Below are 19,962 nucleotides of genomic sequence, written 5' to 3'. Positions count from 1 at the left end.
CCCCCGGGTGACCTGCACCTCCTCCGACGGGTGAGACCGCCCCAGCGGGGGAGGACGGGGTGCGGGGTGCGCCGCATGATCGCCGCATGCGGGAGGACCTCGACGGGCGCCTCCGGAGGCTGCGCGCCTGCCGGGACGCCGACGCCGTCATCGAGCTGGGTTGCGACCTGGCCGAGGCCGGGCGTGACCTGGACGCCGAGCGCTGCTTCCGCCGGGCCGCCGAGCTGGGGGACTCGCTCGGCTGGTTCAACCTCGGCAACTCGCTGGCCGCCCGCGGCCGGGTCGAGGAGGCCGTCGACGCCTACGAGCGGGCGCTGGCCGGCGGCGAGCGCGACGCCTGGGTCAACCTCGGCCTGGTGCTCGAGCAGCTCGGCGACCTGGCCGGCGCGATGCGCGCCTACCGCGGTGCCGGCGCGGCCGGGGACACCCAGGGCGGGCTGCAACTGGCGTTCCTGCTGCACGAGCAGGGCGAGCACGAGCAGGCCCTCGCGGTGGCGGCCGACCTGGCCGCGACGGGGAACGACGTCGCCGCCGCGGTGGTCGCCTGCTGGCGGTGGGCCGCCTCGCACGACACCTCCCTGGAGGTCGACCTGCGCGCCGGGGCCGACCGCTTCGCCGGCACCCGCGTGGCGCTGGCGTCGCTGCTGCGCACGACCGGCCGGACGGCGGAGGCCCGCTTCACCCTCGAGCGCGGCGCGAAGCTCGGCGAGGTCCAGGCGTGGCTGCCGCTGGGCAACTTCTACGTCGAGGACCTCGACGACGTGGAGGCGGCCGAAGAGGCCTACCGCGCCGGCATCGCCGCCGGCGACGGCTACTGCCACCACAACCTCGCCGTGCTGCTGGCCGACCGCGGCGACCTCGACGGCGCCGTCGAGCACTTCCGGCTCGGTGCGGCCGGCGGCGACGACCTCGCCCAGCGGGCGCTGCGCGACCTCGGCGGCTGAAGGAGGACCACCCTCCTCCCCACGCCTCGCGAGCTCAGGCGCGGGCCCCTGGAGGGCGGCCGTTCCGGTCCGTCACCGGGCTCGCGGCGGGGCTACTCGTCGACGGTGACGTCGGCGAACGGGACGTACGGCTCCACGTACGGGAAGACGACGAACAGCAGCAGCGCGCTGACCGCCGCCACGAGCACGAGGGCGAGCAGTGCCCGCACCGCCGTCCCGCCGGGCAGGTGCCGCCAGATCCAGGAGTACACGGTCGCTCCTCACACTCCCCGCAGGGCCGGCGGGCCCTCGGGTGCCTCGGCGCGGCTCACCGGCCCGCCCTCGAGCACGGCGTGCACGATCAGCCGCTCGCGTGCGGAGTACTCGGGGTGGCAGGTGGTCAGGGTCAGGTAGGCGCCCGACGGCGAGGCGTCGGGCGGGCCGTTCGGCGTCGGCGCGATGACCGACACGTCGGAGGGCGAGACCACCTGCTGGCCGGGCACGCCGTCCGCCGGCCCGAGCACCCGGTAGACGAACCAGCTGTCGGCGGTCTCGACGACGATCGGGTCGCCGGCCCGCAGCTCGTCGATCTCCAGGAACGGCGACCCGCGGCCCACCCGGTGCCCGGCCACCGCGAAGTTGCCCTGCTCGCCGGGCATGGCGGTGCCGGGGTAGTGGCCCGGCCCCTGCTCGAGCTCCTCGGTACCGGTGCCCTCGACGACGGCCCGGGCGTAGTCGGCCCCCAGCCGCGGGATGTGCAGCATCGCGAACGCCTCGCCGCCCCGCAGCTCGGCCGGGACGGCTCCCGACGGCGCCGCCCACTCCTCGCGCAGCTCGGCGGTCAGCTCGCCCTGGCGCGCGTTGCTCAGCAGGTCGGTCACCCACAGCTCGTAGACGACGAACAGCAGCAGCACGTAGCCGACCGTGAGCAGCAGCTGCCCGGCGCCGCGGCCGACGGTGCGCAGGACGTCTGCCGGAGCCGTGGACACGGCAGCCGATGCTAGGTCGGCCGGCGCCCGCGGCCGGCAGCGCCGCGCGACCGCGCCCCTCCGTGCTCTCCGGTCCCACCCGCCCCAGCGGTCGGCGACCTCAGCCCTGCTGGCGCAGGCCCTGCAACGGGCCGCGGTAGGGGGCCGCCGGCGGGCCGGTTCCCCCCGGCCGGGCGCTGAACAGCCGGCCGGCGTCGGGCTGGGCGGCCCGCGCGGCGTCATCCAGACCCTGCGCCGAGGTGCTCACCACGAGCAGGTCGCGCCCGGGCCCGGCGAAGGCGCAGCTCGAGGTCTGGGCCACCCCGGGCACCTCGACGACGGCGAGCAGCTCGCCGTCCGGCGACCAGCGGCGCACCTGCCCGCCACCCCACAGCGCGATCCAGAGGCAGCCCTCGTCGTCGACGGTGAGCCCGTCGGCGACGCCGTCGTCCCCCTCGAACCGGAGCAGCACGCGGCCGTCGCCGAAGGCACCGGACCCGAGGTCGTAGTCGAAGGCGTGCACCACGCCGGGGCCGGAGTCGGCGAGGTAGACGGTGCCCCCGTCCGGCGACCAGCCGATGCCGTTGGACACGGTCAGGTCGTCCAGCACGGTCGTGACGGTGCCGTCGAGGTCCAGCCGGTACAGCGCGCCGGCGCCGGGGCGCTCGTCGAAGGCCATGGTGCCGGCGAGGAACCGGCCGGCCGGGTCGCAGGCCGCGTCGTTCATCCGGGTGCCGCCGTCGGCCTCGCTGCCGCCCTCGCCGGCCAGCGTGATCAGCACCCGGGCGGTGCCGTCGGCCGCGAGGTGGGTGAAGCCGCCGTCCGCGGCGAGCAGCCACCCGCCGTCCGCCGCCGGGACGACGGCGCCGACGGTGTCCCCGCCGCGGTGCACCCCCGTCTCGGTGAGGCTGCCGTCGGCGCCGATCGCGGCCCGCCGCACCTGCCCCGCGGAGATGTCCACCCACAGCAGCTCGCCGCGGTCGGCGTCCCAGGTCGGGCCCTCGCCGTGCTGGGCGGGGGACAGGCCGGGGACGGGCGTGGCGGCGAGTCGGTGCACCCCTGCATCGTCCCGTCGCGGCGGGCCCGGTGCGCGCCGAGAGGCCGCCCCCCTCCCGCGTCGATCATGGTCTCCTCGCCGCCGGGCACGCCGCTGGTGGCGTGTCCCCCTGCACCAACCCCCGTGATCATCGGGAGCGAGGGGCATGGGCACCCGCGGGGCCTCGCCACGACACCCGCCCGTGCCACGGACGGTCGATACTCGCCGGGTGTCCGAAGCCACCGTCGACGTCGCCGACCTGCGCCACCACGGAGGAGCCGAGGAGGACGGAGCCGACGCCGCCGACGCCCCGCTGCGCGAGGACATCCGGCTGCTCGGCCGGGTCCTCGGCGAGGTGATCCGCGAGCAGTCGGGGGACGACGTCCTCGCGCTCGTCGAGGCCATCCGCGTGGAGGCTTTCCGGCTGCGCCGCTCGGAGGTCGACCGCGGCGACGTCGCCGCCCGGCTCGACGGCCTCGACGTCCGCTCGGCCAACCACGTCATCCGCGCGTTCAGCCACTTCTCGCTGCTGGCCAACCTCGCCGAGGACCTGCACCACGAGCGCCGCCGCCGCTTCCACCGCATCGAGGGCTCCCCGCCGCAGAAGGGCAGCCTGGCAGCCACCTTCGAGCTGCTCGACGCCGCGCACCTGGACGCCGACGTCGTCGCCCGCGAGCTGGCCGGCGCACTGGTCTCCCCGGTCGTCACCGCGCACCCGACCGAGGTCCGCCGCCGCACGATCTCCCGCGTGCAGCGCCAGGTCACCGAGCTGATCCGCCGGCGGGACCGCTCCGTCCCCGGGGAGGCCGACGACCCGGCGTGGTCGGGGCAGCTGCAGCGCGCGGTGCTCACCCTCTGGCAGACGGCCCTGCTGCGGCTGTCCCGGCTGCGGCTGGCCGACGAGATCGACGAGGCGCTGCGCTACTACGAGCTGTCGCTGTTCGAGGTGGTGCCGGCGATCAACGCCGAGCTGCGCCGCGCACTGCACGAGCGCTGGCCGTCGGCCGGGCCGGACCGGCCGGTGCTGCGGCCGGGCTCGTGGATCGGCGGCGACCGCGACGGCAACCCGTTCGTCACCGCCGATGCCGTCCGCCGGGCCGGCACCCGGCACGCCGAGACGGCGCTGGGCCACCACCTGTCCGAGCTGCTGGCGCTGCACGACGAGCTGTCGATGTCCGACCGGCTGATCACGCCGACGCCGGAGCTGGCGCAGCTGGCCGACGCCTCCGGCGACGACTCGCCGTTCCGCGCCGACGAGCCCTACCGCCGCGCGCTGTACGGCGTGCACGCCCGGCTGGCGGCGACCGCGCAGCGGGTGCTCGGGTCGGTGCCCGGCCAGGCCGCGCACGCCGCGCTCGAGCCCTACACGACCCCCGGCGAGCTGCTGGCCGACCTCGCCACGATCGACGCCTCGCTGCGCACGCACGGCGCCGCTGCGCTGGCCGACGACCGGCTGGCCCGCCTGCGGGAGGCCGTGGAGGTCTTCGGCTTCCACCTGGCCGGGCTGGACGTGCGGCAGAACTCCGCCGTCCACGCCGACGTCCTCGCCGAGCTGCTCGCTTGGGCCGGGGTCTGCCCCGACTACGCCGCCCTGGACGAGGAGCAGCGGGTCGAGCTGCTGGCCGGCGAGCTGCGGATGCGCCGCCCGCTGGTCCGCCCGGACGCCGCCCTCTCCGAGCTCGCCCGCGGCGAGCTCGACGTGCTGCTCGCCGCGGCCGACCAGGTCCGCGCGCTGGGGCCGGAGGCGATCCCGAACTACGTGATCAGCATGTGCGAGTCGGTCAGCGACGTCCTCGAGGTCGCCGTCCTGCTCAAGGAGGTCGGCCTCCTCGACCCCGACGGGGACGGCGGCCCCACCTGCCCGGTCGGCATCTCCCCGCTGTTCGAGACCATCGGCGACCTGCAGCGCGCCGCGGAGACCATGACCGCCGTCCTCGGCCAGCCGCTCTACCGGGCGCTGGTGACCAACCGGGGGAACGCGCAGGAGGTCATGCTCGGCTACTCCGACAGCAACAAGGACGGCGGCTACCTCGCCGCCAACTGGGCGCTGTACCGGGCCGAGCTGGCGCTGGTCGAGGTCGCCCGGCACGAGGGCGTGCGGCTGCGGCTGTTCCACGGCCGCGGCGGCACCGTCGGCCGCGGCGGCGGGCCGAGCTACGACGCGATCCGGGCCCAGCCGCCCGGCGCGGTGGCCGGCGCGCTGCGGATCACCGAGCAGGGCGAGGTCATCGCCGCCAAGTACGCCGAGCCCGACCGCGCCCGGCGCAACCTGGAGGCCATGGTCGCGGCCACGCTGGAGGCCACCCTGCTCGACACCGAGGGCCTGGGGGACGACGCCGAGCCGGCCTACGCGCTGCTCGACGACCTGGCCGCCCGCGCCCAGCAGGCATACCGGGCGCTGGTGCACGAGACGCCGGGCTTCGTCGAGTGGTTCCGCGCGGCCACCCCGATCGGCGAGCTGGCCGAGCTGAACATCGGCAGCCGGCCGCCGTCGCGCAAGGCGGGGGACTCGATCGCCGACCTGCGCGCCATCCCCTGGGTGTTCAGCTGGTCGCAGGCGCGGATCATGCTGCCCGGCTGGTACGGCACCGGGTCGGCCCTGGAGACCTGGGTCGAGGGCGATCCGGCCCGGCTCGCCCGCCTGCAGGAGCTGCACAGGCGCTGGCCGTGGTTGCGCACGATGCTGTCGAACATGGGCATGGTGCTGGCCAAGACCGACCTCGACCTGGCCGCCCGCTACGCCGAGCTGGTGCCCGACGAGCAGCTGCGGCACCGGGTGTTCGACCAGCTGACCGCCGAGCACGAGCGCAGCTGCCGGATGCTGCTGGCGGTCACCGGCGACGACCGGCTGCTGGCCGACAACCCGGCGCTGGCGCGGTCGATCCGCAACCGCTTCCCCTACCTGGAGCCGCTGCACCACCTGCAGGTGGAGATGCTGCGCCGGCGCCGCGGGCACGACGGGCAGGGCGGGGACGACGACGAGCTGGTGCGCCGCAACATCCAGCTGACCATCAACGGCATCGCCACGGCCCTGCGCAACAGTGGCTGAGCCGCAGCTGGAGGAGGGCGCCGGCCCGGGCCCGCTCGACCTCCGGGTGGCGACGGGCCCCGGCCAGGTCCAGGCCGCGGCCCGGGTCCTCGGGGTCGCGCCCGGCGCCCTCGCGACGGCGCTCCCCGACCCCGCTCTGCGGCTGCTCGTCGACGACCTGGGCGCCGTCGCGCTGCTGCGCCGCGAGTGGGGTGCCGACGGGCACGCCGAGGCGGTGCTCGTCCGCCGGCGCGGCGCCTGGATCGACCAGCCCGCCGTCCTCGCCGCCGCGTCGTCGTGGGGCTGCGAGCGGGTCCGCGACGGCCGGGGGGACGACGTCCGGCCCGTTCCGCCGCCGCCGGACGGCACCCCGCAGGCCGACCGCTTCCTCCACTCCGCCGCGCTGGCCGCCACCCGGGTCGAGGTCGCCGTCGCGCTGGCCCGCGACGCCGGTCAGGACACCACCAAGGCCGACGGCAGCCCGTCACTGGGCGCCGACGAGGCCGCGCACCTGGCGGCGGCGCACGCGCTGCGCCCGCTCGGCGTGACCGTGCTCAGCGAGGAGCGCTCCGACCGCCCGGTCCCCGATGACCAGCCGTGGGTGGTGCTCGACCCGCTCGACGGCACGGGCAACTTCCGCGCCGGGCTGGCGCCGTGGGCCTTCTCCGCGGCCCTGGTGCAGGACGGCCGCCCGGTCGCGGGCCTGGTCGCCGACCTCTCGTCGGGCCGCCGCTGGTCGGGAGCGGTCGGTGCGGGGGCGCGGCGCGACGGTGTGCCGGTCCAGCCGCGGGACGCCGGGACGGTCGTCGCGCCCACCGCCCCGTCGGGGTCGGCCGTGGTCGTGCCGGCCAGCGCCCGCCGGGTCCGGGTGACCGGCTGCACCGCGGTCGACGTCTGCCTGGTCGCCGACGGCGCGGCCGGGGCGTGGCAGAACCTCGACCGCAGCGGCACCCACGTGCACGACGTCGCCGGCGGGCTGGCGCTGCTCGCTGCGGCCGGGGGAGTGGCGCTGGGGCCGGACGGCGCGCCGCTGCGGCTGCGGCCGGACACCGAGACGCTCATCCGGTTCGTCGCCACCGGGACCGAGGAGCGGGCGCGGGCGCTGCTGCGCGAGCTGGGCTGAGCGGTGGCTCATCACCCGGCTCCCGGCCTGAGCTGTCAGCGCGCCCGGGCGGCCGCCTCGCGCACCGCCGCGAGCAGCGACTCCCACTCGTGCAGCGTCGTCCGGGCCCGGCCGCGGGTGGCGCCGAGCGCGACCTCGGCGGCGTCGATGGCCCGCCAGTCCTCGAGCAGCACCGGATCGGCGCCGTTGGCGCGCAGGGTCGTCACCAGGTCGTCGTCCCCGCTGACGCCGCCGGGGCGGACCACGCCGGCCGCCACGTCGGCCAGCAGCGTGGCCACCGTCTCGCGGGCGTCGTGCTTGTTGGTGCCCACGACCCCGGTCGGCCCGCGCTTGATCCACCCCGCCACGTACTCGCCGGGGGAGGGGGCCCCGCCGCGCAGCACCCGGCCGAGGTCGTGGGGGACGGTGCCGGCACGCGGGTCGAGCGGCAGCTCGGGCAGTTCGCCGCCGCGGTAGCCGACCGAGCGGACCACCAGGTCGGCGGGCAGCACGGTCGTCTCGCCGGTGCCCGAGGCGCGGCCGTCGGCGTCGACCACGGTGCGCTCGACCTCGACGCCGGCCACCCGGTCCTCCCCGAGCAGCCGCACCGGGCGGGTGAAGAAGCGCAGGGTCACCGTCGCCCGGCCCGGCCGTGCCGTGTGCCCGGCCCACTCGCGCAGCACCGCGAGGTTCCGGGCCACCACCCGGTCGGCCGCCACCCGCTCCTCGGCGGCGGCGTCCAGCTCCAGGTCGGCCGGGTCCACCAGCACGTCGGCCTCGGCCAGCTCCCCGAGCTCGCGGAGTTCCTGGGTGGTGAAGGTGGCCTGCGCCGGGCCGCGGCGGCCGAGCACGGTGACCTGCTCGACCGGCGCGGCGGCGAGGGCGTCGAGGACGTGCTGCGGCATGTCCGTGGACTCGAGCTCGGCCGGTGTGCGGGCCAGCACGCGGGCCACGTCGAGCGCGACGTTGCCGACCCCCACGACGACGACCGAGCGGGCACGCGCCAGGGCGGCCTCGACCGTCGCCCGGTCGGCGTCCGGGTGGCCGGTGTACCAGGCGACCAGCGCGGTGGCGGCGAGGCTGCCGGGCAGCTCCTCGCCGGGGATGCCCAGCTGCCGGTCCAGCGCGGCACCGTAGGTGTAGACGACGGCGTCCACCGCGGCGTGCAGCTCGCGGCAGGAGAGGTCCCGGCCGATCTCGACGTTGCCGACGAAGCGCACCGCCGGGTGGTCCAGGGCCCGGTGCAGCGTGTCGCGGATGGCGCGCATCTTGGGGTGGTCCGGGGCGATGCCGTGGCGCACCAGGCCGAACGGGGTGGGCAGCCGGTCGATGAGGTCGACGGCGACCGGCACCTCCTGCTGCCGGGTCAGCGCCTCGGCGGTGTAGATGCCGGCCGGGCCGGCGCCGACGACGGCCACCCGCAGCCGCGGACGAGGGGACGGGGGACCGGGGTCTTCGTCGGCCGACACGACACGCATCCTGTCCCGCCCGGGTGGGCGAGCACCAGGCTCCGAGAACCGGGAGCAGGAGGCAGCCCGTGCTCGTCGTCGTCGCCACCACCCCGCAGCCCGAGCACGCCCAGGCGGTGCGGGAGGCCGTGCTGGCCGCCGTCCGCCTGTGCACGCGGAGGAGGGGTGCGAGCGCTACGCGCGCTGCACGGGGCGCGCGACGGCTCCCTGGTTCAGAGGCAGCTGTGGTCGTGGTCCAGCCCGCCGGCGACGTACTGGGTGAGCACCACGCGGCCGCCGTCGGTCAGCGGGTCGCGGCGGCAGGTGGCACGGGCGCCGGCGAGGCTGGTGGAACCGGCCAGCCAGCTGTCCAGGTGGTGGAGCGGACTGCCCTCGGGCACCCTGCCGGCGATCCGGCGCCACTGGTAGCCGGTGGAGTAGAGGCCGACCTCGGCGCCGCTGCCGGCGAGACGGGCGGCCATCCCCTCCAGCGCCGCGCGGTTGCGGGCACGGGCGGGCGCCGACCCGGTCTGCCAGGTGTTCGTCGTCTCGACGTCGAGCCACCAGGTGTAGGCACCCGGGTCGGGGTCGACGCGGGCGTCCTCGGCGGCCGGGACGAAGAACTTCCGCACCGTGACGGCGGCTCGCTCCCAGCCGTACCGCCACGAGCAGGCGCGGCTGTTGTCGCCCTCGCAGCGGCCGTAGGGGCTGTGCCCGCGCGACGGCCAGGTGGTCACCAGGTCGCGCACCTGCCCGGGATTGGCCGTGTTGACGTACAGCTGCAGCCGCGGCTGCGCCGCCACCTCGCCGGTGGCCTGCTCCGCCGCCCAGGCCAGCTGTTCGGCCAGGCACGGGTTGGGCCGGGTGGCCAGCCCGCCGTTGACGCCGACCACGGCGAACGCCGGCTCGTCGGGCAGGTCGTCGCCGCACTGCGGGTGGGAGACGTCGTAGCCGACCGCGACGCCGTCCTCGGCGGCCGCGGCGGGCACGCCGAGGACCAGGGACGCCGCGGCGAGCGCGGCCACCCCCAAGAGCACGCCCCCCGCCGGCCACCGCCCCACGATAGGTGCGCGGGTGCCCGCGGTCACCGGGTCAGACCGCCTGGCAGACCGGGCACCAGTGGAGGTTGCGGCCGACCATCGCCTGGGTCTGCACCGGCGTCCCGCAGACCCGGCAGGGCAGCCCGGTGCGCCGGTAGACGTAGTGCGCGTCCTCCCGCCGGACGGCGCCGCCGCGGCGGGTGCGGTGCTCCGGGCGGGTGGTGACGATCCGGCCCATCCGGACGCCGGCGCGCATGAGCACCACCAGGTCGGCCCACACCGCCGCCCAGGTATCGGCGTCGACCTGCCGGCCCGGACGGAACGGCGAGACGCCGTGCCGGAAGAGGATCTCGGCGCGGTAGACGTTGCCGACGCCGGCCAGCACCGACTGGTCCATGAGCAGCGCGCCGATCGCGGTGCGGCTGCCGGCGATCCGCCGGTGGGCGACCGTGCCGTCGCTGCGCGGCCGCAGCGGGTCGGGCCCGAGCCGGTCGAGGATGCGGTCCACCTCCGGCGCGGGGAGCACCTCGCAGGCGGTGGCGCCGCGCAGGTCGGTCCAGACGCCCAGGCCGTCAGGACCCTCGCCCTCCCAGCGCATCCGCAGCGCGCCGCGCGGGAGCGGCGGGGTGCCGGTGCCGGCGGTGTAGCTGCCGTACAGCCCCAGGTGCACGTGCAGCGTGTCGGCGCCGAAGCAGGCGAACAGGTGCTTGCCGTAGGAGGTCACCTCGTCGAGCACCCGGCCGTCGAGCAGCGCCGCACCGGCGGCGAAGCGGCCCTGGGGACTGGTGACGTGCACGGGTCGTCCGGCGAAGGCCAGCGACTGGTCCCGGGCCAGCCGGTGGAGCGTGTGGCCCTCAGGCACGGGCGGCTCGGCAGGTCATGCCTCCAGCTTCACCGCTGACCAGCGACTCCGCCACGACGGCGCGGTGACCCCGGCGACACCCAGCGGTCGCGGACCTGCTCGTAGCGCTCCAGCGCCACCCGGCGTTCCTCCGCGTGGTCGACGATCGGCAGCGGGTACCCGTCGGGGACCCCGCTCGGGGCGAGCCACGGCTCGTGCACGTGGCGCGCCGGCACGTCGCGCAGCTCGGGCACCCAGCGGCGCACGTAGTCGCCGTCCGGGTCGAACTCCCGGCCCTGCCGGGTGGGGTTGAAGACCCGGTAGTAGGGCGAGGCGTCGGTGCCGGTGCCGGCGACCCACTGCCAGCCGTGGTTGTTGCTGGCCAGGTCCCCGTCGACGAGGTGCTGCAGAAAGTGCCGGGCGCCGCGGCGCCAGTCGACGTGCAGGTCCTTGACCAGGAACGACGCGACGATCATCCGCACGCGGTTGTGCACGTAGGCCTCGCCGAGCAGCTGGCGCATCCCGGCGTCGACGATCGGGTAGCCGGTGCGGCCCCGGGCCCAGGCGGCGAAGCGCTCCTCGGCGTCCGGACCGGTGTCGTAGGCCATCGCGTGCATCCGCTCGTCGAGGGCCTGGCGGGCGGACTCCGGGCGGTGCCACAGGACGTCGGCGTAGAAGTCCCGCCAGGCCAGCTCGTTGCGGAAGCTCTCGGCGGAGTCGGAGTCGAGGCCCTCGAGGTCGGCCAGCAGCGTGCGCGGGTGCACGCAGCCGTACTTCAGGTAGGCCGACAGCCGGCTGGTGCCGTCGGTGCCCGGGGTGTTGCGGGTGGTCGTGTAGCCCTCCAGCCGCTCGGCGCGGAAACGCTGCCAGGCGTCGGAGGCGGCGGCCTCACCGGCCGGGGGCAGCCGGACGCCGTCCGGGCCGGGGACCTCGGGCGGGTCCTCGGTGCGGGCGCCGGTGCTCCAGGGCACCGGGTCCGGCCGCGGTGCCGGGGCGCGCCAGCCGTGCTCGCGCCAGGCGCGGGCGAAGGGGGAGAAGACGCGGAACGGCGTCCCGTCGGACTTGGTGACCCGGCCCGGGGTCACCGCGTACGGGGAACCGGTGCGCACGAACGGCACGTCGCCGAGGGCACGTTCGACCGCCGCGTCGCGCTGCCGGCCGTAGACGCCGGTGTCGGCGGAGACGTGCACGCTGCCCGCGCCCACCTCGCGGACCAGGTCCGGCAGCACGCGCGCCGGGTCGCCGTTGCGCAGCACCAGGGCACCGTCCACCTGCCCGCCGAGGTCGGCGAGGCAGTCCAGCAGGAACTGCCGCCGCGGCGCTCCGGAGGGACCCCACAGCCGGGGGTCGAAGACGAACACCGGGACGACGGCGCCGTCCGGCCCGGCCGTCTCGTAGGCGTCGAGCAGGGCCGGGTGGTCGGCCAGCCTCAGGTCGCGGCGGAACCAGAGCAGCGCGGTGGGCACGCGCGCGAGCGTAGGCAGCTCTCGGCGGCCGCGCAGTCCACGCGACCGAGCGGGTCAGCGGTCGGCGGTGTACAGGCCGAAGTGCGGCCGGTCGTCCTCGGCGACGAGGTCGACCTCCTCGGGGTGCTGCTGGATGTAGTGGCGCACGAACGAGCAGTAGGGCAGCACGGTCAGCCCGCGCTCCCGGGCTGCGGCGAGCACGCCGGCGACCAGCAGCGAGCCGATCCCGCGGCCGCCGACGGAGGGGTCGACCTCGGTGTGCGGCAGCGCCATGGTGCCGTCCTCGACGTGGTAGCTGGCCAGACCGACGACGCGGTCGCCGAGACGGACCTCGAACCGTCCCCGATCCGGGACGTCGACCACGCTCGTCTCCATGCTGGCTTCCCCCTCCGCTGGTCTCCGGCGCCGTTGCCGGGACTCGGCATGCGTTCAGAGACGGTAACGCCTCGCAGCGCCGGAGGGTGCCGCCGCAGGGGGCATGTCGCCCCTGTGAGCGACACGCGGGCGGCTGGGTAGGGGCCGGTGCATGCCCCTGCACTTCCGCCTGACCAGGCGTCTCGGACCCCTCCGCCTGCACCTCACCCGCCGCGGGATCTCGCCCAGCCTGCACGTCGGCCCGGTGGGCTACAGCCCGCGCGGTCGCCGCTGGTCGGTGCGCCTGCCCGGGCCGTTCCGGTACGTCTTCTCCCGGCGGCGCTGACCCTCAGGGCCGTGGGTTCGTCCGGGTCCAGCCGCGGTCGTCCCGCCGTCCGCCGAGTGCTGCCCGGCAGCGGCGGCAGACGTCCTGCACCTCCTCGGCGTGGCGGCCGGACTCCGGCTGGACGTCGGCCCAGCCGACGTGCGGGAAGCGGGCCAGCCGCGACCTGCTCAGCGACAGGCCGCAGACCGTCTCGTTGCGCCCCCGTTCCCAGGCGTGGACCTCGCCTGCGGGGTAGCGGATGCCGTCGTCGGGGTCCACCCACTGGCCGGCGGCCGCGACCGCCGCACTGCGGAGTGCCATGGCGGTTGCGGTACCCCCGTCCTCGTCACTCAGGCGGCGGCCGCCCGGCCGTCCGTCCCGGCAGGGCCCGGCCGAGCACCAGCGCGCCGATCCCGGCCAGCACCACGGGAAGCAGGGCGACCCGCAGGCTCGTCGCATCGGCCAGGGCGCCCACCAGCGGCGGGGAGACGAGGAAGCCGATCCGCAGCAGCCAGTTGATCACCGTGAGCCCGAGCCCGTGCGGCAGCCCGGGCAGCTCGTCGGCCGCCTGGTAGACGGCCGGGACCAACGTGGCGACGCCGAGCCCGGCCAGGGCGAACCCGAGCACCGTCGTGGGCACCGACGGCAGCGCCAGGGCCAGGCCCATCCCGGCGGCGGTGAGCGCGCCGCCGGCCCGCGCCACCCGGCGCCGGCCGAACCGGTCGACGACGCGGTCACCGGTCAGCCGCCCGACGGTCATCGCCACGGACAGGGCGACGAAGCCCAGCCCCGCGGTGGCCGCACCGGCGCCGAGCTCGGTGCGCAGGTAGAGCGCGCTCCACGAGGCGCCGGCGTCCTCGACGAGAGCGCCGCAGGCGGCCAGGACGCCGAGCACCGCGAGCGCCGGGAGGGCGGCCCGGCGGCGCGGGCGCTCCCGCGGGCGCTCGTCGGCAGCCGGTTCCGGCTCGTCGCGGCCGGGCAGCACGGCCGTCGAGACGACCAGCGCGAGGGCGCCGAAGACGGCGGCCGATCCGCCGAGCTGGACCGCGAGGGGCACGCCCAGCCCCGCCGCGGCCGAGCCGAGCAGCCCGCCCGTGACCGCGCCGATGCTCCAGATGCCGTGGAAGGCGTTGAGGATGGAACGCTGGTAGAGCCGCTGCACCCGCAGCCCGTGCGCGTTCTGGGCGACGTCGACGATCGCGTCCAGCGCGCCGAGGACCAGCAGCGCGGCGGCCAGGCCGAGCCAGGTGGGCGCCACCGCCGCCGTCCACACCGTGACGCCGAGGAGCACCAGGCCGTAGGAGGCCACCCGGCCGGAGCCGAACCGGCGGATCAGGGCCGCCGAGGACAGCCCGGCCAGCAGGGCGCCCAGGGGCACGGCCGCCAGCGCCGCGCCCAGGGCGGTGCTGCTCAACCCGAGCTGCGCCTTCAGCTCCGGCAGCCGCGGCACGAGGCCTGCGTAGCAGACGGCGTTGAGGAAGAAGCAGGCGGCGACGGCGACGCGGGCCCGGCGCAGGCGCGCGGCGTCGAGCGTGGTGGTCTCCACGGTGTCCCTCGGGTCAGCCGGCGAGCCGGAGCAGGGCGGAACGGATCTGGTCGGCGTCCATCGGGTCGGTGGACAGGGCGCTGTGCAGCACCAGCCCCTCCACCAGCGCGTCGACCTCGCGAGCGGTTCCCGGGTCGAGGTGCCGCTCGAGACTGCGGCGGCTGCGGGACATCCACTCCTGGGTCACCGCACGCAGCGCCGGGTTCCGCGCCGCGGCGACGTAGAGCTCGACGGCGAGCACCAGGTCCCGGTGGGACCCGAGCAGGTCGCCGGTGAGGTGCTCGACCAGCGCCCCGAGCGCTGCCGTCCGGTCCGGCGCGGCACGCATCCGCTCGTCGAAGCGCTCGGCGACCGTGTCGACGTGCCGGGTGAACGCCGCGGCGAGCAGTTCGGTCAGCGAGTCGAAGTGGTAGGTCAGCGATCCCAGCGGGACGTCGGCCGCGCGGGCGATCGCCCGGTGCGTGGCGGCGGCGACACCCTGCTCGGCGATGACGTCGAGCGTGGTGGCCACCAGCCGGTCGCGACGTCCCGGGTCGTGCCGGCGGGCCCGCCGCGCCGGGACCGGTGCGGCGCTCACCCCTCGGGCCCGTCCAGGGTGCGGACGACGCGGGCCGGGTTGCCCACGGCGACCACGTTCGCCGGCAGGTTCCGGGTGACCACCGCTCCCGCGCCGACGACGGTGTTCTCCCCGATCGTCACGCCGGGCAGCACGATCGCCCCGCCGCCGAGCCAGACGTTGTCGCCGATCGTGATCGGCTCGGCGGCCTCCCACTTGGCCCGCCGTGGCTCCGGCTCGACCGGGTGGGTCGGGGTGAGCAGCTGGACGTTGGGCCCGATCTGGACGTCGTCGCCGATGGTGATGGGTGCGACGTCGAGGGCGACCAGGCCGAAGTTGGCGAAGCACCGGGCGCCGACGCGGAGGTGGCTGCCGTAGTCGACGTACAGCGGCGGCCGGATCTCGGTGCCCTCGCCGATGCTGCCGAGCAGTTCCTCCAGCAGTCGGAGGCGCAGCGGCCCCTGCCGGACGGTCGTCGCGTTGTAGGCGTCGGCGAGGTCGAGCGCGCGGGTGCTGGCCGCGCCGAGCTCGGGGTCGTCGGCGATGTAGAGGTCACCGGCGAGCATCCATTCGCGCATGGTCCGGGGGTCGTCGGCGTCCGGTCGGGTGCTCATAGGAACAACCGTACACATCAGGCGGCTGCGGGGGCGGCTCCGGATGGGCCGGCGGGTCGACCGCGCGGCGCGCCACGTGAGCACCCGCCGGGCTCGGTCGTGACCCGCACCATGACCTCCGGCACCTGGCAGGGACGCCTCACCGGCCGACGCTCCGGGAATGGCCACCGAGACGGCACCCACCCTCCCGCCGCGATCCGTCCCGCCTCCACCGCGGCGAGGACCGATCCGGTGGGTCGTCGCCACGTCCCTGGGCGTCGGCCTGGCCGCCGCGCTCGTCCTCGTGCTGGTGGTCGTCGCCGGGGCGCGCGAGCACGTCATCACCGGGTCGGCGCTGCTCGGGTTCGCACTCGGCTGGGCGGTGCTGGCGGTGCTGTCGATCCGGCTGACCACCCGGCCCCAGCGCTGGGCGTTCGTCCCGGCCGCCGGGATGGCCGCCACCGGGCTGGGGCTGCTGGTCCTCGCCCCGGGCGATGCTGGGCTGACCGCCGCCGGCTGGGTGTGGCCGGCGGTCCTGCTCGCGCTCGCCGTCTGGATGGGCGTCCGCATCCGCCGCGACCTGGCGGCCGGCTGCGGCCGCGGGCTGCTCGCCCTGGTCGTGGCGGTCATGGCCGTCGCCGCCGTGGTCGGCATGGCCGAGACCGTCGCGGTCGCCGGCCACCGCAGCTCCGCCTCGCCCGGGCAGTCCCACGACGTCGGCGGCTACCGGCTGCACCTGGACTGCACCGGTTCCGGCAGTCCCACCGTCGTGCTGCAGGGCGGGCTCGGTTCGATGTCGTCGTCCTGGGCGCGCATCGCCCCGGCCGTCAGCCGGACCACCCGGGTGTGCGCCTACGACCGTGCCGGGCAGGGCTGGAGCGACGACTCGCCGCACGCGCCGGACGGACTGCAGGCCGCCGCCGACCTGCACACCCTGCTCGACCGCGCCGGCGAGCACGGTCCGTACGTGCTGGTCGGGCACTCGACGGGCGGCAGCTACGCGATGACCTACGCCGCCCGCCATCCCCGGCAGGTCGCCGGGGTGGTCCTGCTGGACAGCGCCGACCCCTACCAGGTCACCACAGCCTCGGGCTCGGCCGACTTGAACGCCCCCGCCGAGCTCGCGCTGCTGCCGAGCCTCGCCCGACTCGGCATCGGGCAGCTCGTCCCGGCCTCCGTGTGGTCCAGCCTGCCCGAGCCGGCAGCCGGGCAGGTCGCGGCGTTGACGACAAGTCCCCGCGGCTGGCGGAACGTCCGGAACGAGTCCGCCGCCATGCCCGCGCTGTTCGGCCAAGCTCAGGCGCTGATCACCCTCGGGAGCACGCCGCTGGTCGTCCTCACCGCCGCAGGGCACGACGGGAACCCGCGGTGGTCCGCCGCGCAGGAGCGGATGGCCGCGCTGTCCACGAACAGCAGCCACCGCCACGCGGACGCCACGCACAACGCCCTGCTGGACGAGGAGCGCGGCGCCCAGGCGTCCGGGCGGGCCATCGACGACGTCATCCGGGCGGTGCGCACCGGCACGCCGGTCGAGCCGACCTGACCCCGGTCGTCGCCATGCCCGGCGCCGCCCTGACCGGGGCATCGCGACGGCCCCGCCTAGAGTCTCCCCATGCCGACTCCGCCAGGCCCCGGCCTGGACGTCGGCGTGCTGCTCGATCGGGTCGGGGGGATCGCGCCGATCGAGGCCGTGGAGGTTGCGGCCGGAGCACTCGTGGGGATGCTCGGCGCGCGGAACCTGACCTTCCTCATCGCGGACTTCAGCGGTCGCGCCGTCGTGCGTCTCACCACGGGTACTGCCGACGTCGAGGGTGCGCGTACCCAGGCGGGCGCACAGGCGGAGACGGTGCCGATGTCCGGCACGGTGTACGAGCGCGTGCTGCGCACCCAGGAGGTCGACGTACACCCGCTGGAAGACGGGGCCCGGATCATCGCTCCGGTCACCGACCGGGGGGATGCGATCGGGCTGCTGGAGCTGGTCCTGCCCGCGCACCCCGCCCCGACGGCGATCGCAGACGTCGCCGCCGCCGCGCACGCGCTGGCCTACGTCGTCATCGCCGCCCGCCGGTACACCGACGTGTTCGAGTGGGGACAGCGCACCACGCCGTTCTCCCTGGCCGCGGAGATCCAGCGTCGGCTGCTGCCGACCTCTTACACCTGCGAGGCCGGGCAGTTCACCCTCGCCGGCTGGCTGGAGCCGGCGGCCTCGGTGGGTGGCGACACATTCGACTTCACGCTCAACCGGGATGCGCTGCACGTGTCGATCACGGATGCCGTCGGCCACGAGGTCGAGGCCGCCCTGCTGGCGACGCTGCTGGTCGGGGCGTTACGCAATGCCCGCCGCAAGGGCCTGGACCTCGCCGGGCAGGCCCGGTACGCCAACGGCGCCCTGGCCGAGAACGCCTCCCCGGGGCAGTTCGTGACCGGACAGCTCCTGCGCGTCGATCTGTCGTCCGGCACGGCCGCGATCGTCAACGCCGGTCACCCGTCGCCCCTGCGGCTCCGGAACGGCCGGGTGCAGGAGATCGGTCTGGGCATCGAACCACCGTTCGGTGTCGTGCCCGGCAGGTCGTTCCAGCCCCAGGACTTCCAGCTCCAGCCCGGGGACCGGATCATCTTCCTGACCGACGGCATGCAGGAGCGCAACGCCGCCTCGCTCGACGTCGAGGTCGCGCTCCGCGACACCGGAGACCTCCACCCCCGGGAGGTCGTCCAGGAACTGGGCGCGGCGGTCCTGCGTGCGACCGGAGGCGATCTCCGCGACGACGCGACCATGGTGTGCCTGGACTGGTACGGAGGCCGCCCGCGTCGCAGCGACAGCGTGAACGGGGCGGACGCCGGGCTCGTCTCACCTGCGCGGGCTCAGCGTCGCCGACAGGCCTGAGCTGCGGCTGGACCGCTCCCGTACGCCGGCCTGGTGAGGTCACGACGGACGATCCCGACCCGACTCCCCGAGCGCATCACGCGCTCATCGCCCGGAGCTCAGCCGGTGGGGAAGCAGGCCCAGACGTGCTTGCGGTCGCCGGCGACGGTCCAGCCGCGGTCGGTGGTCAGGTGGGCGACCATGCGCAGTCCCATGCCACCCGATGCCGGATCGCGGCCGACGGCGGGCTCGGGCCGGCGGTGCGGCTCCCCGTCGCTGACGTCGAGCAGCAGCCCCTCCGCCATCCGGACGGCGTGCAGCCGCACCGGCGCCCGACCGTGCCGGAGACCGTTCGACGCCAGCTCTTCGACGGCCAGCAGGAGGTCATCGAGGATCGCTCCGTCTGCGTCGGAGTGCCCGAGCGCGTCAGCCACCCAGGCCCGCAGCTGGGCGCGCACCGTCCGCAGGTCTGCGAGCCGGGAGATCTCGGCTTCGTAGTGGGGTCCCGTGGTCTCGGGACGCGGCCGTCGTGGCCAGGGGTCCAGGTCCATCGATCCGTTCCGGTCGCGGGCGTCCCTCAGCCAGTGCCCTGCTGTCGGCTCCTCGAACCCGACCGACAGCGCGGGGACGACGGCGCTCCCGCCCTCCGACCCCGGCTCCGTCCCGGCGACCGGGCACGGGATCGGACCCGCATCGTCAGCCCGGGGCGCCGGGCGCGTCGCTCGTCAGTCGTCCTCGACCGCCCCCTCAGGAGCGGGCGCGCTCGGAACGGTCGTGTGCGGAGGTGGGCCGCCGTGAGGCGACGCGCCGTCGGACCGCGGCAGGACGTCAGCTCGTGCGGCTGGCGCCCGGACGCCCGAGAATCCCGGACGAGGGGGAGCGCCGTGACCGAGCAGAGCACGTTCAACCAGCGTCTCGCCGCGATCGCCCGCGCGCTGCTGCACGAGCCGGACGTGCAGGCCACGTTGCAGCGGACGGTGGCCGACGCCGCGCGCACGCTGGACGGCGAGCCGTACGTCAGCGTCTCGCTGGTGCTCCGGCGCCGGCAGGTGGAGACGCCCGTGTACAGCGACGAGCGGGCGCTCCGGGCCGACCAGCTGCAGTACCAGCTCGGCGTGGGGCCGTGCCTGGACGCGGTCTGGCACCAGGACTCCTTCCACATCGACGACCTGACCACCGAGCAGCTCTACGTGGACTGGAGCCGCCGGGTCGTCGCGGAGATCGGCATCCGCAGCAGCCTGTCGCTGCAGCTGTTCACCGACCCCGACAACGTCGTCAGCCTGGGGGCGCTGAACCTGTACTCACCGCAGCCGGGGTCCTTCGACACCGACACCCGTGCTGAGGCCGTCGCGTTCGCCGCCCATGCGGCCATCGCGCTGCACAGCGCGCAGACCGAAGCCCATCTGCGCAGCGGGATGGTCACCCGTACCGTCATCGGCCAGGCGGAGGGCATCCTGATGGAACGCCTGAAGATCACCGCGGACCAGGCGTTCGGGGTGTTGAGCCGGGTGTCCCAGCACAGGAACCGCAAGCTGCGGGACGTGGCCCAGAACCTGGTCGAGACCGGCGAGATCCCTGACAGCTGACCGGCCCGTACGGGTCGGGGCCGCGGCTGTGCGGCCGGCTGCTCGACCGCCGGTCCCGGGTCGCGTCCGGAGCCGGCGTCCGACGTGACCGTGCGCCCGGTCCACCCGCCCCGACCGGCGGGCAGGCACACAGCCGTCGCCCGCTCGCGGGCACGCAGACCCCCGCGGGGCACGGCGGCCAATCCGCGAAGAGGCGCCCACGCGACGTCACCCCGTCTCGCCCGGCTCGATGACGGACTCCGAACAGCCGGCCTCTCCCGCCGGGTACCGACGCGGGCGCCCGAGCT

The 19,962-nt window shown here is 76.0% G+C and carries 20 protein-coding genes; 7 read left to right on the top strand and 13 right to left on the bottom strand.

The genetic code is table 11. From position 1 onward, the window contains the following. Nucleotides 1-86 precede the first annotated feature (86 nt). Nucleotides 87-944: a tetratricopeptide repeat protein gene (locus BUB17_RS09225; RefSeq protein WP_072916852.1), complete on the top strand. Its 858-nt coding sequence runs from the start codon at nt 87-89 to the stop codon at nt 942-944. 92 nt (nt 945-1,036) lie between these two features. On the opposite strand, the gene BUB17_RS26770 is transcribed toward BUB17_RS09225, so the two are convergent. The 3 genes from BUB17_RS26770 to BUB17_RS09215 all read right to left on the bottom strand — a co-directional run bounded on the left by BUB17_RS26770 (nt 1,037) and on the right by BUB17_RS09215 (nt 2,948). Then, on the bottom strand, nt 1,037-1,195 hold the full coding sequence (locus tag BUB17_RS26770) for a hypothetical protein (RefSeq protein ID WP_012947043.1): 159 nt from the start codon (nt 1,193-1,195) through the stop codon (nt 1,037-1,039). A gap of 9 nt (nt 1,196-1,204) precedes the next feature. Further along, nucleotides 1,205-1,912: a class E sortase gene (locus BUB17_RS09220; protein ID WP_072916848.1), complete on the bottom strand. Its 708-nt coding sequence runs from the start codon at nt 1,910-1,912 to the stop codon at nt 1,205-1,207. 100 nt (nt 1,913-2,012) lie between these two features. After that, on the bottom strand, nt 2,013-2,948 hold the full coding sequence (locus BUB17_RS09215) for an SMP-30/gluconolactonase/LRE family protein (RefSeq protein WP_072916844.1): 936 nt from the start codon (nt 2,946-2,948) through the stop codon (nt 2,013-2,015). Between the two features lie 208 nt (nt 2,949-3,156). Here BUB17_RS09215 and ppc point away from each other — a divergent pair, with 208 nt between their 5' ends. Both ppc and BUB17_RS09205 read left to right on the top strand, forming a co-directional pair. Then, nucleotides 3,157-5,976: a phosphoenolpyruvate carboxylase gene (gene ppc, locus BUB17_RS09210; protein ID WP_208983353.1), complete on the top strand. Its 2,820-nt coding sequence runs from the start codon at nt 3,157-3,159 to the stop codon at nt 5,974-5,976. Next, a complete protein-coding gene (locus BUB17_RS09205; RefSeq protein ID WP_072916840.1) occupies nt 5,969-7,078 on the top strand; it encodes an inositol monophosphatase family protein in 1,110 nt (369 codons plus the stop codon). The genes ppc and BUB17_RS09205 overlap by 8 nt, the downstream gene beginning before the upstream one ends. Before the next feature lie 35 nt (nt 7,079-7,113). On the opposite strand, the gene BUB17_RS09200 is transcribed toward BUB17_RS09205, so the two are convergent. The 5 genes from BUB17_RS09200 to BUB17_RS09180 all read right to left on the bottom strand — a co-directional run bounded on the left by BUB17_RS09200 (nt 7,114) and on the right by BUB17_RS09180 (nt 12,227). Next, nucleotides 7,114-8,535: an FAD-dependent oxidoreductase gene (locus BUB17_RS09200; protein WP_072916837.1), complete on the bottom strand. Its 1,422-nt coding sequence runs from the start codon at nt 8,533-8,535 to the stop codon at nt 7,114-7,116. 203 nt (nt 8,536-8,738) lie between these two features. Further along, nucleotides 8,739-9,542, bottom strand: a complete 804-nt coding sequence (locus tag BUB17_RS09195; RefSeq protein ID WP_208983352.1) for a glycoside hydrolase family 25 domain-containing protein — start codon at nt 9,540-9,542, stop codon at nt 8,739-8,741. A gap of 55 nt (nt 9,543-9,597) precedes the next feature. Next, nucleotides 9,598-10,407, bottom strand: coding sequence for an Fpg/Nei family DNA glycosylase (locus BUB17_RS09190; protein ID WP_072916830.1), 810 nt, complete (start codon nt 10,405-10,407; stop codon nt 9,598-9,600). Between the two features lie 29 nt (nt 10,408-10,436). Next, nucleotides 10,437-11,852 carry a cryptochrome/photolyase family protein gene (locus BUB17_RS09185; RefSeq protein WP_072916826.1) on the bottom strand — a complete coding sequence of 472 codons (1,416 nt, stop codon included), beginning with the start codon at nt 11,850-11,852 and terminating at the stop codon, nt 10,437-10,439. Between the two features lie 54 nt (nt 11,853-11,906). Then, on the bottom strand, nt 11,907-12,227 hold the full coding sequence (locus BUB17_RS09180) for a GNAT family N-acetyltransferase (RefSeq protein ID WP_072916822.1): 321 nt from the start codon (nt 12,225-12,227) through the stop codon (nt 11,907-11,909). A 151-nt stretch (nt 12,228-12,378) separates the two neighbouring features. On the opposite strand from BUB17_RS09180, the gene BUB17_RS26055 reads away from it, so the two are divergent. Further along, nucleotides 12,379-12,552 (top strand): DUF4236 domain-containing protein, encoded by a 174-nt coding sequence (locus tag BUB17_RS26055; protein ID WP_141242967.1) that lies wholly within the window; start codon nt 12,379-12,381, stop codon nt 12,550-12,552. Nucleotides 12,553-12,555: 3 nt separating this feature from the next. On the opposite strand, the gene BUB17_RS09175 is transcribed toward BUB17_RS26055, so the two are convergent. The 4 genes from BUB17_RS09175 to BUB17_RS09160 are packed head-to-tail and all read right to left on the bottom strand — an operon-like array spanning nt 12,556 to nt 15,247. Continuing rightward, complete coding sequence (locus BUB17_RS09175; RefSeq protein WP_072916818.1) at nt 12,556-12,852, bottom strand: hypothetical protein; 297 nt, start codon at nt 12,850-12,852, stop codon at nt 12,556-12,558. Nucleotides 12,853-12,877: 25 nt separating this feature from the next. Next, nucleotides 12,878-14,077 carry an MFS transporter gene (locus BUB17_RS09170; protein WP_072916815.1) on the bottom strand — a complete coding sequence of 400 codons (1,200 nt, stop codon included), beginning with the start codon at nt 14,075-14,077 and terminating at the stop codon, nt 12,878-12,880. 13 nt (nt 14,078-14,090) lie between these two features. Beyond that, the gene (locus BUB17_RS09165) at nt 14,091-14,654 is read right to left on the bottom strand and encodes a TetR/AcrR family transcriptional regulator (RefSeq protein WP_072916811.1); all 564 of its coding nucleotides are present in this window, start codon (nt 14,652-14,654) and stop codon (nt 14,091-14,093) included. Continuing rightward, on the bottom strand, nt 14,651-15,247 hold the full coding sequence (locus BUB17_RS09160) for a sugar O-acetyltransferase (RefSeq protein ID WP_072916809.1): 597 nt from the start codon (nt 15,245-15,247) through the stop codon (nt 14,651-14,653). The genes BUB17_RS09165 and BUB17_RS09160 overlap by 4 nt, the downstream gene beginning before the upstream one ends. 160 nt (nt 15,248-15,407) lie before the next feature. Here BUB17_RS09160 and BUB17_RS09155 point away from each other — a divergent pair, with 160 nt between their 5' ends. Then, complete coding sequence (locus BUB17_RS09155; protein WP_072916806.1) at nt 15,408-16,769, top strand: alpha/beta hydrolase; 1,362 nt, start codon at nt 15,408-15,410, stop codon at nt 16,767-16,769. Between the two features lie 69 nt (nt 16,770-16,838). Beyond that, entirely contained in the window at nt 16,839-18,110 is a 1,272-nt protein-coding gene (locus BUB17_RS09150) for a PP2C family protein-serine/threonine phosphatase (protein ID WP_083606216.1), read from the top strand. Nucleotides 18,111-18,208: 98 nt separating this feature from the next. On the opposite strand, the gene BUB17_RS26050 is transcribed toward BUB17_RS09150, so the two are convergent. Next, the gene (locus BUB17_RS26050; protein ID WP_072916803.1) at nt 18,209-18,640 is read right to left on the bottom strand and encodes an ATP-binding protein; all 432 of its coding nucleotides are present in this window, start codon (nt 18,638-18,640) and stop codon (nt 18,209-18,211) included. Nucleotides 18,641-18,973: 333 nt separating this feature from the next. On the opposite strand from BUB17_RS26050, the gene BUB17_RS26765 reads away from it, so the two are divergent. Then, the gene (locus tag BUB17_RS26765; RefSeq protein WP_072916801.1) at nt 18,974-19,675 is read left to right on the top strand and encodes a GAF and ANTAR domain-containing protein; all 702 of its coding nucleotides are present in this window, start codon (nt 18,974-18,976) and stop codon (nt 19,673-19,675) included. The last annotated feature ends 287 nt before the right edge of the window (nt 19,676-19,962 follow it).

The organism is Geodermatophilus obscurus (assembly GCF_900143215.1).
Lineage (GTDB): Bacteria > Actinomycetota > Actinomycetes > Mycobacteriales > Geodermatophilaceae > Geodermatophilus > Geodermatophilus obscurus_A.
The sequence above is the reverse complement of the archived record's forward strand: the minus strand, read 5'-3'. Positions and strand labels throughout refer to the sequence as shown.